The organism is Vibrio sp. 10N.247.311.12 (assembly GCF_041467515.1).
Taxonomy (GTDB): Bacteria; Pseudomonadota; Gammaproteobacteria; order Enterobacterales; family Vibrionaceae; genus Vibrio; species Vibrio crassostreae_C.
In genome coordinates this window covers 48256-62409 of the sequence record NZ_JBFSUV010000032.1, presented here as the reverse complement: position 1 = coordinate 62409, position 14154 = coordinate 48256, and the positions used below count along the sequence as shown (strand labels likewise).

General features: G+C 44.5%; 13 protein-coding genes. 4 read left to right on the top strand and 9 right to left on the bottom strand.

Annotated features, from left to right (window positions below; genetic code table 11):
* The first annotated feature begins 126 nt into the window (after positions 1-126).
* Together AB6E30_RS14890 and AB6E30_RS14885 are read left to right on the top strand one after the other, a co-directional pair.
* On the top strand, positions 127-339 hold the full coding sequence (locus tag AB6E30_RS14890) for a hypothetical protein (protein ID WP_372042557.1): 213 nt from the start codon (positions 127-129) through the stop codon (positions 337-339).
* The gene (locus AB6E30_RS14885) at positions 336-995 is read left to right on the top strand and encodes a hypothetical protein (protein WP_154723881.1); all 660 of its coding nucleotides are present in this window, start codon (positions 336-338) and stop codon (positions 993-995) included. The genes AB6E30_RS14890 and AB6E30_RS14885 overlap by 4 nt, the downstream gene beginning before the upstream one ends.
* A gap of 92 nt (positions 996-1087) precedes the next feature.
* Here the strand turns inward: AB6E30_RS14885 and AB6E30_RS14880 are convergent, their stop codons facing one another.
* Positions 1088-1390 carry a hypothetical protein gene (locus tag AB6E30_RS14880; protein WP_102305682.1) on the bottom strand — a complete coding sequence of 101 codons (303 nt, stop codon included), beginning with the start codon at positions 1388-1390 and terminating at the stop codon, positions 1088-1090.
* Between the two features lie 768 nt (positions 1391-2158).
* Here AB6E30_RS14880 and AB6E30_RS14875 point away from each other — a divergent pair.
* Together AB6E30_RS14875 and AB6E30_RS14870 are read left to right on the top strand one after the other, a co-directional pair.
* Positions 2159-2647, top strand: a complete 489-nt coding sequence (locus AB6E30_RS14875; protein ID WP_162299039.1) for a DUF4262 domain-containing protein — start codon at positions 2159-2161, stop codon at positions 2645-2647.
* 65 nt (positions 2648-2712) lie between these two features.
* Complete coding sequence (locus AB6E30_RS14870; RefSeq protein WP_136987118.1) at positions 2713-3222, top strand: hypothetical protein; 510 nt, start codon at positions 2713-2715, stop codon at positions 3220-3222.
* Positions 3223-3286: 64 nt separating this feature from the next.
* Here the strand turns inward: AB6E30_RS14870 and AB6E30_RS14865 are convergent, their stop codons facing one another.
* The 8 genes from AB6E30_RS14865 to AB6E30_RS14830 form a co-directional block, all read right to left on the bottom strand.
* Positions 3287-3964 carry a hypothetical protein gene (locus AB6E30_RS14865; protein WP_154723884.1) on the bottom strand — a complete coding sequence of 226 codons (678 nt, stop codon included), beginning with the start codon at positions 3962-3964 and terminating at the stop codon, positions 3287-3289.
* 632 nt (positions 3965-4596) lie between these two features.
* A complete protein-coding gene (locus AB6E30_RS14860) occupies positions 4597-5286 on the bottom strand; it encodes a S49 family peptidase (protein ID WP_372104147.1) in 690 nt (229 codons plus the stop codon).
* Between the two features lie 298 nt (positions 5287-5584).
* Positions 5585-6268: a DUF4400 domain-containing protein gene (locus tag AB6E30_RS14855; RefSeq protein ID WP_081230206.1), complete on the bottom strand. Its 684-nt coding sequence runs from the start codon at positions 6266-6268 to the stop codon at positions 5585-5587.
* Positions 6258-6884, bottom strand: coding sequence for a hypothetical protein (locus tag AB6E30_RS14850; RefSeq protein WP_372104145.1), 627 nt, complete (start codon positions 6882-6884; stop codon positions 6258-6260). Before AB6E30_RS14850 ends, AB6E30_RS14855 begins: the two co-directional genes overlap by 11 nt.
* A 9-nt stretch (positions 6885-6893) precedes the next feature.
* Positions 6894-8807, bottom strand: coding sequence for a conjugative transfer system coupling protein TraD (traD, locus tag AB6E30_RS14845; protein ID WP_162299038.1), 1914 nt, complete (start codon positions 8805-8807; stop codon positions 6894-6896).
* Entirely contained in the window at positions 8800-11217 is a 2418-nt protein-coding gene (mobH, locus tag AB6E30_RS14840) for a MobH family relaxase (RefSeq protein WP_372104142.1), read from the bottom strand. The genes traD and mobH overlap by 8 nt, the downstream gene beginning before the upstream one ends.
* A complete protein-coding gene (locus AB6E30_RS14835) occupies positions 11217-12011 on the bottom strand; it encodes a hypothetical protein (RefSeq protein WP_136987113.1) in 795 nt (264 codons plus the stop codon). Before AB6E30_RS14835 ends, mobH begins: the two co-directional genes overlap by 1 nt.
* A gap of 11 nt (positions 12012-12022) precedes the next feature.
* Complete coding sequence (locus AB6E30_RS14830; protein ID WP_372104140.1) at positions 12023-12832, bottom strand: hypothetical protein; 810 nt, start codon at positions 12830-12832, stop codon at positions 12023-12025.
* Positions 12833-14154 lie beyond the last annotated feature (1322 nt).

The window sequence follows — 14154 nt, the reverse complement described above, 5'->3', positions numbered from 1 at the left end:
ATTTCACAATAATTCATCAATCTTAATTAGATCACATTTTTACTTTAATTGGTATTAGTCGAGACACAAGGGAGGTTATTCGCGATACATGGCCAGTTCGATGATCCGTTTGCACTGTTAGCGTATATGGATAAGTACCAACTTAGTTTCTCTGAAGATTCCAGACACCTCAAGGTGTCGGTGTCGAGTGAAGGGTTTACCGACATTCGTGGCAACTTAGAGCAGCAGTCTTGTGCATTCAGTTTTCGTTTTTATTGCGATGATGCGCTTGGAGAGTGGCTAGACATGGCGCTGTGCGTTGACCCAAATACGATGAAATATTGGGAGAGAACCGCATGAGTAAGGATCTGAAGAAGCAATTGAATAATGTCATTGAAAGTATGCGGTATCAATTTGGGACCCATTCATTTCTCGATATGTTCATCGACTATTGGTGTTTCTTACATACCGAGATGTACCCACCGAGCGAGACGGTTATTGAACAGTTGTCCGTCCCTGATATCCAGAAGGATTGTCAGCTGATGACGCACTTGATATGCAAGTTGGCCATAGAAGAAGGCGAGACGGATGTTCTTGGGGACTTGTTATCCAAATACTCCAGCTTGGCGCACACCAACGATTTTTTCCCAACACCAATCGCGCTGGCAAAGCTCTTAGCTGGCTTGAATCGCGCAGGTATGAATGAAGATAGTGGGGCAATATCGTTATATGAACCTTGTGTGGGTTCTGGGGCTGTCACCCTGTCGTTCATCGAAAATGAATACTTTGATCACCTCGATAAATCGAGCCCTTTGGACCACTTAACGGTGTGTGTCGAAGAGATATCTGAACTGTTATGCAAGGCATTTTTAATTCAATTGCTTTTGAAGTTACAGCATCTTGAGTATGTAGGGGGAAAACCTGCGCTTCCGGCCAGCGTCGTCATTCAGCAGATCGATGTCATTTCAAGAAAACAAAGAAAGGTCTGTTTTAATATGGAATCACCGGAGGGTTAGAAAGAAACCATGTATATGACATGAAATCGGGTAGGGACAGGCAAAGAAAAAGCCCAAATATCGGTGAGATGTTTGGGCTTTTACGCGTTCAGTTAATGCAGCGTGACCAATTGGTTAGATTCCGTTGGCGCGTATTTCATTAACCAATTTTTATAAATGAAGTAAGAAGAAACGGTCGACACATATTCGTCGTTCTTTGACGCCCATTCTTGATACGTTAAGTTTAAAGAAGCGGTTTTCTTTGCCGCACAATACTCTGCTTTCAAAAAGGATTTCAACGACTCAAAACTGAAATCGAGGATCTGATAATGTTCCAAAAACATAATGATGTTTTCATCAAATGTTTCAAATGGATTCGATGTGGTGTTTAACTCGTGCGTATGATGTAGTTGCATAATATTAACTTAGTATTCTTATCTTTAGTTAAACCAAACTTTCGAATGGCTATAAATGTTTAGGAAATGCGTAGACGTACACTCCTTTACTTTTGATATATCTACTGTTTGCAACGTTTGACGTAGTTAGTTTTTTCTTTTCTTAAAACCTTCGGTAAAACAAGGCTTTAAAACAACCACATTCGCTATAAAAATGTGAGTGCTCTTATTATTATTTTTGTTATCAAATTATAGCATTTTTTAGTTTTTGGACTTGTTGCTACTGTCGTACAGTGTCCGTCCATGTAAAACAGTATGCAGATGAGTGTGGTACAATATGTCAATTAACGGAAAGAATTTTAAGACTTAGTATAAAATTTTGAATAAAGGTAACAATATACTAAACCATTAAAGTTTCCGTTAACTCGAAACAAAACCATTCTATCAATTATTAACGCCTTGCTAAGTGGCAAATGATAATGCACTCAATTGCATTAATATCTGTTTACCAAGATCCCCTGAATTCTTCAACAAAATTTGGTATGTTTTGGATTTATTCTCATAATGGAGACTTTATTACATTTTCATTTGGAATCTTCATTCAAGTAAATTGTGCAACGGTGAAATCTAATGAGTCATGTTTCATGGCTTTTTGACTTGAACGGGTTTCTATTTTACCCCCCGCTTACCCACTGAACCCTTTTGAACTATCGGACGATTCAACTATCGGGGGGATACGAAGAAACGGACTTACATAATACTCCCATCCCCACAATGAGAGAGATGATTATGGAACGTTTAAATGTTATGGATTCAGTTGTAGCATCATTAAAAGACGGTGAGGCAACGTTCATTATGACGGCAAGCCCAAAGGGTGAAGAGTATGTGTACTCCGTTGGCGTGTCGGTCAGTACAGATAACGCATTCGAGATCGCCATTACCGGCTTAAGTCCAGAACAAATGCACTTCTTCGGAAACCATTTTGCTCAACACATCAAAGAACGCGTGATTGAGTTAGATGAACCTATCACTTATGTTGAAGAGGTATTCAATGTGCCGGTTGCATTGGTTAAAGTATCTCAAGAGCATATGCATGATGGTACGTTCACCGTTGCTGAAACCACGCTGGACATGACCGACAAGCAAATTCCGATGTTTCAACTGGTTTTACCCGACCCAAATGGCCGCTTTCCGTGGCAAGAGCACGTCGACTCAAAATGGAAAAAGTATCAAAGCATCTTCTTTGATGTGCAACAGATCGAAAACTTATACAACTAGATAGAAGAACATCCATTTATCCATATTACGACTGTTATTTGACCAAGGATGGACAATTTCAACCCATGAATAGCTATGTATTTCCATGCAGTAAACGGGCGGGATCTTACTTTATTCAGATCCCGACTGTTTGGTCTGAAAAGGCCACTGACAGTGAGTATTTCTCTACCTCTCGTTATCAATCCCCTAAAGCCAGTGCAGAAACATACGTTAAAGCGCAACTCGCGTATATTTATGGCGACATGCGAGCTGCATTAATTCTCGCGTACCCACGATGGGTAAAGAAGCTTAAGTATGGGTGCCAAGTGTCAGTGAGAGAAACACAACGAGTCAGTAGAGGAAAGCCATACCCAGTATTCGACGTATCTTGGACTGAGTTTACATCTGATGAATTTGGAGTAAGGACGTCGAAGCGGAAGAGAACATCACGGTCTTATAATGTCGAGAATAAAGCAGAAGTTGCACACAACGTAACTTTATTTGTGGCCAGTCTTCGCGCAGAGACAACGGCCAGTGTCCTACACCACTCGGCTCTGAACTTTGAATACGACCTGAGTGAGTTAACGCGCTCTTAGATTAACGAAGATAGGGGATGGGTATTTACATGCGCTGACGATGAACAGTCTCATCAGATCATGGTTATTGCTCATCTCGGTTATCGTCTACGCAAAAGAACCCTGCTCTTAACTGCGAACACGCTTCCAAGAAAGATTCTGTCTCTTGTCGACTGACATTGTAATCCAGTCTATGGAGTGCCTTGAAGTGGATCTCGCTAATCACATCACAATGCTTAAGAACCCAATCGGGTAACTTGTATTTAATCGAACGCTTCATCGTACTAATACCACCACCCTTTGCGCCGAGTTCTTTCATGCGACTTTCTAGGTATTTACCTTCTGCAACAATCGCAAGAATCCGATCATTGAGTGTGTCAATTGGGTACTCAGGCGGTGAGGCATTCGGCTGGTGGTTTGATGATTGGCACTGAGCGCTACATAAAAGCTCATCTTCTGCTTGGCCTTCTAAATAGCGCTGCAGCTCCACTTCAGGAGAAAAATCCACGATTTGCTTATGATGCTCAGTTAAGTCACCGCTAATGATCCCTCTTGACGCATAGAGGTGCGTCAATTTATCCGCTACCTTCTTGCAGCATTCAGCGTCAAATTTATTGGTTTCATGCTCAGAACATGACATTTTGTGGAAAATCGCATTTACTTCGTCGCGAACATCATTACCGTTAGGTGTAGGAAGCAGATGCGTCAAATTGAGTTCATCAGTGCTTGCTTTGTTGTCACGTCCCTGTTTTTTGTTACTCATAAGCCACCTAACTGCAATAAGATTGGAGTGATAATTTTCTAATAGTTTTGAATATAGTAATTAAGGGATCTGCTATTGGCAAATAGGCATCTTTAATAAACGTCTTACCGGATTATATGCATAATCCCGTGTAATTAAAGGGCTTGCAGCTATCTAACGAGTGAGTGCTTTTGTTTATAGAGATATCAATGGCTTAAGCAATTGCTCTAGCCAAGTTGATGATTTCATTGACTCAAATCATTCGTTGTTTTGAATCCGGTCACATTTATTGGCACAAGATCAATCTTTGTAGCATTTGCCATTGCGAATAAAAGAAACACAACATACATCACACCCTTCGATTACGTGCTTGTTGGTACTCCACGAACTGAAACGCATCCAGTATATGAAGATACTTCAGTTACCCTGCTCAAATATTACTCAACAATAACATTTTATGTTATCGCATACAGGGGTAGGCTCCTTTGCCATCACTCCACCACCTGCGTGAATATTGTCTTTGAACGACATTGAAAGCACGCTCTTCGCAATCATGTCATCCATTTCACTTGATATTCAGGGAGAGTGACATCACAGAAGCAATCCTGATGTCACTTTCCCTGACAAGTGCCAGCTCTTAACCAGCATGACGTCTATTTCAATTCCAGCTCGGTATCTGCACGCAGCTTGATGGCGGTTTTAACCAGAACTTCTGCCCAAAAGTCCGAGCTCAGAATCTTCATCATGCTGAATTTAGCTTTGGTGTAGTTCTGTATGTCCGTGACTTTGTATTCATCTCTTAGTCCTTCACGGATCTCGAAATGCGTTTTCACTTCGTCTGCAAAGCCTATATCGACAGCTTCAGCCCCGGTCCAGATGTAACCGGTAAAGATGTCCGGGTTATCCGTCATCAATTTCTCGCCTCTACCTTCAATCAAGGCATCTTTAAATTCTTCGAACAGCGGCTGGAGGACATGCGTCTCAATGTGCTTTGTTGCTTCTGGGTTTTCAGGTAAAAATGGGTCCAAAAGCGCTTTGTTTCTACCCGCCGTGTACGTTCGTCTTTGAACTTGAACTTGTTCAATGAGTTTGTCGAACCCCCATGTATCCATTCGTACCCCGACACTGCCAATCAATGAATTTCTATGTGCATACACCTTGTCAGCGGAAGAGCTGATGTATAAACAAGCCGACGCACACATTTCACCTATCGAAAAATAGACCGGCTTATTGGTAGTTTCTCTCATGGACATTAAAGTCCTATGTAATATCTCGGCCTGCACTGGGCTGCCACCTGGTGAGTTCGCTTCAATCAAAATGGCATGAGCCAATGGATCTTTCATGGCTTTTCTTATGCTTTCTGACAGGATAGTTCCATCAGCTGTCGGACTGCCTCTCTCTACGGCTCCCTCCAGTTGTATGAGAGCTATGTGCGGAACCGGCATGTTGAAATAGTGACTTCGGTATATGGTTTGACCGACCGCGAACAACACACCAAAAACAATGAAACCAACCTTAATCCGATTTAGGTTGTGAATAGACCGGTATCGCTGCGTAAACTCTTTGAGGTTTTCTCTCAATGACTTTGGTTCTTGATTCTTCTTTTTAAATATCCGCATGTTATTGATTACCTATGTCTGTTTAAAAGCGTTGGAATTCACGCATGATCGTGGTGGTTAATAGGATGCATAAACCAATGAAAAATAGGGGTAAATATCGCCAGAATCCGCCATCAATGATGGGGACAACAAGGAAGACCCATAGTGAAAAGAGAATGATGAATATCATGCGAAAGGCCATTGCCGCTATTTTCACGTTGTGCTGTGTAAAGGCGTAGATTCGCTTACGATATTCGTAGTAAGAATCACTCATGAACGCGAAGATAAGCACCCCGCCTAAAAGAAGCCATTCCATGAGTACGTTCAGTCGAAGTATGCTGCGATACCACCACATCTTTGTGTTATCCACCAGCCGCTCTGATATGCCTGCAATAAAGACCCCGGACCCATTTGTTTTTTCAGGTTTGATATAAAATCTATCAATGACATTGGAGATGCCCGTATCGACCATCGTCGTCTGGTATTGACCGTTTACACGGTCGAACACTATTTCTGATTGCTCTTCGGTCATTGTCGACTGAACAATGGACACCTCATCGATGACGTCGGCTCTAAATTGCTCCGCTGACATACCAAACCAGCAATACAACAAAGAAAAGAACCAGATCATAAACCCCAGTCTTACCCACGGGTTTAGTATCGAGACACCATCACCGAGTAGGGCTTTGTTACCTTCGTCGATAAAAGATTGGGTATCATGCGCCATGAGCAGCCTCCAATATCTTTTCAGGTTTGAGTAACAGGTCTAACAAATTCACCGAGCGAGGATCTTCGAAGGCGTAGGGTGCGATACCCATTGTATTGAGTTCAGGACGACCGAAGAGTTGAGGGAGCAGTAACAGGCTCAGTTGGCGACAATGTTTCTCGCTCTCTGAGGTTAGTTTTCTGTCAATGACTTCCATGCAACATACGCGGCTGGACGTAGCAAAGTCTGAAAATGAACAGCGAATCGGGTCCCAGATTAGGTCGCAGCCTGCCTTTGTGTCTTCTGATGTGACCATGACTTTGAACAGTTCTGAGGTTCGGTCAAACACTTTCAAAAAGATGTGCTTGAAGGCGACTTCCTTGCCGTGTGTTTCATAATGCTCATCCCATGTATCGGCCATCTCTCGCAATACCACGTCAAGTAAGAGTTCTTCTTCTCCTTCATTGAAAGAAGCTGGCACAACGTCACCGAATAACCTCACTACTCGCATTTGAACCTCACCAAGAGACGGCCAAATAAACGCTTGATAATTCAATCGCTCGCTCAACTCTTTATCGATCGTTCGATTCAGATAAACGCTGGCAGTAACTTTTTTGAATTTGGTCGATACTTTCATAATATTTCCTTAACGTGGCTCTACAGGCAGGCGGAGTAGGGTTTTATTTCCATTTGAGAAGCTGCATATAGCTTGCAAATTGGGTAAGGCCGATACCATGAACGGTGGAAATAAACTGCGCTCTTCTGATGACTCACGTACACCAGAACCTGAATTGAATGAAGAGACGGAATCTTGTGTTGAGGCGCTGTTTGAAATCATCTTTTGATGCTTTCTTAGATCGGCAGCCCCCATCTTTTCTGATACATATTCACGAGTTACTTTGCCTTCACATCGCATGGCGATGGTATTGGCACACAGCTCGGTTATCCTATCGGCGGTCGCTTGCGAGGTTTTTTCTACGATGTCGGGCATGGACTGGGTACTTAAGTACAGTTCGTATTTGGATTGACGACCGACGGCGAGTAAATTCAGGATTGGATCATTAAGCGCGTTATGGGCTTCATCAACCATAAAGCAAACCTCTGGCTCTTCTCCTGTACCAAAGTTATAACGTTCAGCTGACGATGCCGCTGCAGCTGCCGACACAAGCTTCGATAAGGTGCCTGAAATCACTGGGTCTGTTAAACCGTCTGTGGCGCAGTACAGCACTCCACCTGTGTTTGATAACTCGCGTAAATTGACGACGTTCGGTTGGTTGTCCGACAAATTATTTAAATCAGGGGACAACAAAGTATCTAGAGGCGCCGAACAAAGTTGTTCCAGAATTGCATTCAATGAGCCAGTTTTGGTGCTCACTTCAGATGACTTTTTATGGAAGGCGTCAATGATCCCTGAAAGTTGAGAGCAAGGTTTGTCTTTGGCCATGACATCGGAATAATACATGATCATATTTTCAAGCCAGTCTTGCGAGCCCATGGCCTTGATGCGACCGTTCATTTGGGCTTTCCAGTCCACACCTATTTCTTGACTGAAGTACGTTTCACACGTTTTCTCTACCAGACGAACTAGACCTTCACGCAGGTAGTAATGAAGGGTACGAAGTGTGAGTCGTTCACCGATGTATTCCGCTGCCTGAGTAATTTGGTTTACACGTTCCCAACAGAATTGTTTAAATACTTCCCCAGAAGAGCCGCCCGTTGGAATACATTCAACGACACGGGTTGCCAGTTCCGATGTTCGGTTATAGTTGGCTAGGCAATCAACAACGACAGACTCTGATGGCCGTGCGGGGGCAAAATAGTAGAACTGGTCCCCTTTACCCTGACGAACCATCTCTGCTTTCAACCCATTTCGCATTTCCGGCGTATTTTTTGGGTCGATGATGATGAGCAAGCATTTTCGCTTTGACCACAGTTTGTTTAATGCGATTAACTTTAACAACGTTGTTTTGCCAGAGCCCGGAACGCCGTAGATGATTGTGTGTGCGCGGCCTACATCATAATGCACAGTCACAGCTTTCTCGTTGCCCAAGGCCATGAGGAATGGCTCCCCACCTAATGCTTCGTTCAGATCAGGGTTATAGGGGATAAACTTCCTTAAATATAAAGGCACTTTTTGGTCGCGGCGTGCAGAAGGGAGGGCGTTGATTTTATACATATTGATGGCGTGCTCAGGCCCCCAATTAAAGCCGGTCCCTAAGTACATGCGGTCTTTGTATTTTTCTGCCTTCTTTCGAGTGTCTTCCAAAGACTCTATATCCAGTTTGTTTGAACACAATCGAGCTTGCATCTTTAGAATTGGCCATGCTTCAGAAGATCGTTTTGCGGCCATGACAAAGCTGGTGGCCATACCTAGCCCTGTCAGCATCACCGTATCGGGAGCCGGTGTCTCAGTGAATAGGTTGTACAATGCTTGATATCCACCAGCGACACTGAAAAAAGCACCCGAAGCCAGCCATGCGCGAGCTTGTTGTATCTCAAACACTTCACGGAAGTAGTCTTGAATATCGTCATACAGGGGTTTTGTCTTTGACTTAAACATCAGAAGCGACTCCATTAGCAATTAAGTTCAATTCTTTGGCGAGGTTTGAATCTAAAATTAACTTCTCTTGCTCGCTGTTAATGGTGAGCTTTCCTGCAAAGAAATCGAGGTTATCCATACGCTCCGGCCTACCATAGTCATTGAAATTTTTAATTTGATCTAAGAACAGCTTTTCGCCCACACCGAACAGCTCTGCGAAGGCTTTGACGCAACTGCTGTCCAACTTGATGTGCTCTGTCGCGTCAATGCCCAATACTTTCCCTGGCTCTATGTCATCTCCGAAGCGGTCAAAAAAGGCCATTGTATTCATTTCCATGTTGGTCATCTCTACAAGACAAAGAACCCACGTTTTGTGCGCGTAGATCGCATTTCTTGAGCTGTAGCTGACAATGGAATCACCATCGGTCCTACCATTGGATAGCGCCCATGCCATCACATAACACAAGGTTCTTAGGTCTTTATCAGACACATTTTTTAAAGCGGAAGCTCTTTGCGGTGCTTTCTGTGTTTGGGACTTACGCCCTTTAGCTGCGGTGGCTAGAGGTTTGGACGACGGTGCCTGAACCGGTTTGTCGTCAGCTGCGTTGATGTTCATGCCATCCCATACACTAGGTGCCGCATTGTTTTCTTCCACCGACTGATTTGTTTCATTTTCGAACACGATTGTTGGCCCCCTTGTCTTTGACGGTGAGTTTGCCTTTGTGGTGTTCGTCTTAGTCGCTGCTTTTTTCGTTGCTGGCTTTTTCGTTGCTTGTGGTTTGGGTGCTTGTGGTTTGGGTGCTGGTTTCTGCGCAGGTACGTTGTTTTGAGCAGGTGTCGCTGTTGCTGGCTTCCCATCGTTGCTCGTGTTGGCCGGTGCTGGTGCATTGATCTGCTGCGGGGTCGTTGTCGGTGATTGATTTTCAGCAGCTTGCATGAGTTCTTCAGGTGGTTTTGGTAGCCCCGGCAAATTCAACGAACGAGCCTTATTACGATTCACTTGGGAGCCTTGCTCTGGGTCCAAGTTATAAAGGGTCTGAAATGGGTTATCTTTTGGCTCGGTATAATCCAAGCTGCCTTTGGCGTCGATTGTTAAGCGTTCGCCCATGCTAGAAAATTCGATGTAACAGTCTTTAAGGTTAGGTGGGCGTAATTCACCTTCGAAGACCAAATCTGGATAACTGATACGAACGATATCAACTTGTCGCATCTTCCCTTGCTTCGCTGTAAATGTGAGCCTCACAAAGTCTGACTCTTCGTGCATCGGCTCCACAATACCTAGCTCTTCCATCTCCTGAACCACGATACCAATGTTGGATTCAATTCTGGCTAGGTGACCCGAGTTGCTAGAATTGGCGTTCATGTGGCTGATGATGTCTTGCACGCCATTTCGGTAATCGAGATATACCTCCCCATCAATGACATACATGCGAGCACCGATTTCATTGACTTTGTTCCAACGGTTTTTTCGTAAATCACGGATGGCCGAGATAATGCCGTGACTCTTACCGGCTTTACGCTGTCCGATGAGTTTGTGGAATTGGGTTCTACGATCTCGTTCGGCACTGAGCGCATCGGCACGGCGCAATGGTTTCTCGATATACCCTTCCTTACGGGCATAATTCTGCAGCGCGTCAATGATTGGTCCTGAAAGGTTATCGTTAGATTGATATAACCAGCGCTTTGCTGTGTCACTCAGAACTCTGTCTAATAACAGCACTGACAGCTTCTCATGGTAATGATTAGCACGGCGTGGATTCCAGCTAACGGTGTAGCGGTCAATACCGTATCTTTCACTGAATTCGTAAATGGTTTCAATTTGTGGGTTCCAGGTAGTATCCAGCTCTTTCCCCGAAACCCTCATGTCAGAAATGACTTTCCCTGCATCATGCAACAAACCTGTTAACCATGCGGCAAAGCGCCATCGCGGTTCTCGTAGCATCTCCTCATCTTGGAATCCGATAGCCAAAGGCCGAGAGCCCTTCGACATTCTTAAGGTCATTAAGGCAACATCTAATGAATGACGAAGTAGGCCGCCAACTTCATTGTGATGATGGTACTCACTAGCAGGCAGTAGGTGGAAAAATGAAATCACAGAACGGATCGCGTGCATGTACGTGTTCATAAAGCATGGCGTCAGGTTTTTATCTGTACCTTCGAGCATGCCTACGGCAAGGAAGGTTTCCTTAATAATGCCTCTATAAGCGAATAAAATGTCCCCCTCCGTTAAGACAGGGACACCATCTGGCGTCGGCGGGTATTTGATCATGCTTGCGACTTCTTTCTGCAAGCGTGTGATCTCCTGCTGCTGCTTCAAAATAGTTTCACTGGCGAACTCCTCATGCAGCTCACCAGTTTTCAAGCGCAATTTCTCTTTTACGATAATTGCACTTTGAGTTAATTTTGATCTGACGCCATCAAACATTCGCATTAAGCTGATTCCTGTAGTGACTCATCGGATTTTTGAGTTATTACGGTTTGAATTTCTTCCGCACTCAGTGGGTCTTCGTCTTCGCCTAATATCTCAGCGCCACCAGCATGAATATCCACCGGTTCTGCTTCTTGCTCAGTTTCAGCTTCATTCAATGGAGCCGACACGTTATCTGGCTGCTCATCGGTGACCTCTTCAACCACCTCTACTGGTTTCAACTTTTGATTGATTTGTTGATTAACGCGTTGGTGTGTTGTGCCGCGACCAGTGTCTAGCGAGCGAAGTTGGTTGGTAATACGGAACACGTCGTTAGAGAAGCGCGACATCGTAGAAGCGAGTTTGATTTTCGCGTACTTGTAACGTTCTTCGTCGACATCGCCTACCATCCAAAGTACTTCCATGACCGCCATCGAGTTGTCGAACTTTCGAATGACCTGCAACACACGTTGGAAGACAGGGTGGGTCACATCGATGACGACTTTGTGGTTATCTGGTACTTCGATTTCAGGAAAAGGTACATTGCGATTTTGTTTGCGGTATTTACGCTTCACTGCATCAGCCTGTCTTGCAAACTCACCTTGACCTTCTTCCAAATGTTCAAAGTTGGTTTCAAAGATAGACACTACCGCATCACGGTTTTCATCGTTGTCTTCGGTGGACTCGTACAGCGTCGCAATTCGTTGTGTTGCGCCAACCAATTGACCGCCTTTTTGACCTAAGTAGCGGTACATTGTCTCGCTTCGACACACGATTGAAACGGGGATGTGGCGTCGCATTTGCTTAAATTCAGCCATGGTGATTCTCCTTAGAGATTGATGAGTTCTGGGTAATAGTCAGCGATGACCTTTTCTAGCTCGCCTATTTTTCGGTTGTATTCCCTGCTTAGTGGGAGCCCTCTATCTGCAATGAAAATGCTGAGTAATACGCGTCGTTCCTCTCGAAGCGTTTTATAGCGCTCCCTTAATCCGAGGTAACGTCGTGTGGGTGGACTGATGATTTTCTTAAATGCTAGGAACAGCTTTAATTCCCAATCCCTCATGTATTTTTTACATTGTGATTTGGAAAAAGGGTGGGTCAGCACTTTGTAGGGAATCTTGTTCTCTGACTTGTTCTCGTACTTCGTCGCGAACTTAGGAATTTCATAGTATTTCTCTGAATTCGGAATCTTCTTATCGGGGTCAAAGTGATACGCCTTCTTTTTTGTTGTTTTGTTTAAGCGGCTCATGTCACGCATTCGAAGTTCAAAACACATCACCATCTCCCAACCGTCTCTGTCTTTGGTGTAATACTTAGTCCCAATCAGTACATGGCCTGTATTGGCGAACGTGCTTCTACGGTTGTAAGAATTGTCTTTGATAATTACATGGTTCTGTTCGAGCTGAGGTTTTCGGTAATACTTGTCAGCCAAGTCTTCCATTTCGGCTATAAGTTCACCGGCTTCGGCATAGACCGCCTTCAGTTCCATTGCATTACGTTTTAGGTTCTTGGTGATCAAACCCAATTTTAAATCTGCATGGATATCGTCTTTTTTAACCTGAACATCAGCCTCAATGTCCTCAGTAAGAACATCAAGTTCGTCTGTTTGAACGTCAAGGACATCCGCCTGTTCATGCATAAACCCTGTCTCCTTCCCAAATGGGGTATTGGTTGATACTGCATGAAATAAATCGACGTTTTTTCAAATAAGGGACGAATTTTCGCTAATAGATTTCAGAATTGCTTTCCGAATAGGGCAGGTCTGCGGGTGTTTACGTTGGTATGAACAATGGTTCAATCATGAAAGTCGTATCCACGAATTTGAATTTGTTCAGCCTAACACTTTGTCTCGCTATGACAGGGAAGGGGTACTAGACATGACCAGTGTTCGTGGAATTCAGCTGGTGACCAACGATTCGAGCTCGTGCAGTCGCTCAACTCAATTTCTCTGAATGACATTGGAACTAATGACTTTCCACCAGCTCCTCGGCTGGGAACCGGCGGATGACCAGCACCCAAGAATTTCTTCCGGCGCAGATGTCGATTCCCATGTCTTGCACTGACACGGGATGATGTGTCCCGGCACCAGCGCCGGTTTATCACCCGAGAACCTGCTGGTCACCAGGCGACGCTGGTATCAGATATCTAAGTTCAAAGTCTGTGACTGACACTGAATGTTATGACCCAGTACCAGCGCCGGTCTTTCTCCCGAGAACCTGCTGGTCGTGATTATCACCAGGGCCTCGCTGGAAACAAATATCTAAGCTCAATATCTCTGACCGACACTGAATGTTATGACCCGGCACCGGCTCCTCGGCTGGGAACCGGCCGATGACTAGTACCCAGGCGCTCGCTCTGGCGTGGGAATTAATCCCGCATGTCTCGCACTGACACGGGATGGCATGACGCGGCACCAGCGCCGGTCTTTTAACCGAGAATCCGCTGGTCATCGTGAGTTGAGAATCCGTCAAAGACAATTGGCTTGAACACCATTTTCTAGATTGTTTAGTAATTAATTCATATTCATTGTCACCCCGAGAAATTGAACCGTCTCGGGCAACGACTCAATCTTGGGTAGTACCGTTCGGCTTGAGATGATTTTTGGATATTTATATTTATTTTTTTGTTTTTAAGAAGGGCTGTACCGCTCAGGATTCCATTTCAATGTCTTGGTTAGACTCTTTACGGTTAGCCAGTGGTCATTGATTCACTCTCGGGCAGGGTCGAATCATATTCATGGGATGTCACGGTCGATGATTGATGCTCGGGCAGGGTCAATTCTGATTCTTAGGATGTCACGGTCGATGATTGATGCTCGGGCAGGGTCGATTCTGATTCTTAGGGTGTCACGGTCGATGAAAGATGCTCGGGCAGGGTGGAATCATATTCTTGGGATGTCACGGTCGATGATTGATGCTCGGGCAGGGTCGATTCCGATTCTTAGGGTGTCACGGTCAATGA

Excerpts from the sequence above, each read along its gene's own strand:
- AB6E30_RS14890 (WP_372042557.1), top strand. The coding sequence starts at position 127 with ATGGATAAGTACCAACTTAGTTTCTCTGAAGATTCCAGACACCTCAAG.
- AB6E30_RS14885 (WP_154723881.1), top strand. The coding sequence starts at position 336 with ATGAGTAAGGATCTGAAGAAGCAATTGAATAATGTCATTGAAAGTATG.
- AB6E30_RS14880 (WP_102305682.1), bottom strand. The coding sequence starts at position 1,390 with ATGCAACTACATCATACGCACGAGTTAAACACCACATCGAATCCATTT.
- AB6E30_RS14875 (WP_162299039.1), top strand. The coding sequence starts at position 2,159 with ATGGAACGTTTAAATGTTATGGATTCAGTTGTAGCATCATTAAAAGAC.
- AB6E30_RS14870 (WP_136987118.1), top strand. The coding sequence starts at position 2,713 with ATGAATAGCTATGTATTTCCATGCAGTAAACGGGCGGGATCTTACTTT.
- AB6E30_RS14865 (WP_154723884.1), bottom strand. The coding sequence starts at position 3,964 with ATGAGTAACAAAAAACAGGGACGTGACAACAAAGCAAGCACTGATGAA.
- AB6E30_RS14860 (WP_372104147.1), bottom strand. The coding sequence starts at position 5,286 with ATGAAAGATCCATTGGCTCATGCCATTTTGATTGAAGCGAACTCACCA.
- AB6E30_RS14855 (WP_081230206.1), bottom strand. The coding sequence starts at position 6,268 with ATGGCGCATGATACCCAATCTTTTATCGACGAAGGTAACAAAGCCCTA.
- AB6E30_RS14850 (WP_372104145.1), bottom strand. The coding sequence starts at position 6,884 with ATGAAAGTATCGACCAAATTCAAAAAAGTTACTGCCAGCGTTTATCTG.
- traD (WP_162299038.1), bottom strand. The coding sequence starts at position 8,807 with ATGTTTAAGTCAAAGACAAAACCCCTGTATGACGATATTCAAGACTAC.
- mobH (WP_372104142.1), bottom strand. The coding sequence starts at position 11,217 with ATGCGAATGTTTGATGGCGTCAGATCAAAATTAACTCAAAGTGCAATT.
- AB6E30_RS14835 (WP_136987113.1), bottom strand. The coding sequence starts at position 12,011 with ATGGCTGAATTTAAGCAAATGCGACGCCACATCCCCGTTTCAATCGTG.
- AB6E30_RS14830 (WP_372104140.1), bottom strand. The coding sequence starts at position 12,832 with ATGCATGAACAGGCGGATGTCCTTGACGTTCAAACAGACGAACTTGAT.